We start from the raw sequence: 299 nt of genomic DNA, 5'->3' as shown, positions 1-299 counted from the left end.
GCCACGACGAGCATGATGGCGACGATCTTGGGCACGAAGGTGAGCGTGATTTCCTGGATCTGGGTCAGCGCCTGGATGAGCGCGATGCCGATGCCGACCGCCATGGCCACAAGCACCACCGGCGCGGAGGCGGTGAGCACCGTCCACACCGCGTATTGCACGATATCGAGGGCGTCGGCCTCGTTCATGGGCGGACCGCTTACGAAAACCGGCTAGGCGGCCGGCTTGATCGACACGCCCGCGCCGACTGGAACCTCGGTGCCGTCCTTGAGCACCGCGATCAGGCCGCTGCTGGCGAG

The 299-nt window shown here is 66.6% G+C and carries 1 protein-coding gene; it reads right to left on the bottom strand.

The window, feature by feature from the left end:
* A partial coding sequence (locus tag EN850_RS35510; protein WP_136093067.1) for a flagellar biosynthetic protein FliQ occupies positions 1-188 on the bottom strand: 188 nt, incomplete at its 3' end.
* Positions 189-299: the final 111 nt, after the last annotated feature.

The sequence above is a fragment of the Mesorhizobium sp. M8A.F.Ca.ET.207.01.1.1 genome (assembly GCF_004794715.1).
Classification (GTDB): Bacteria; Pseudomonadota; Alphaproteobacteria; order Rhizobiales; family Rhizobiaceae; genus Mesorhizobium.
Note: the sequence above shows the minus strand (reverse complement) of the source record. Positions and strands in the feature narration are given on the sequence as shown.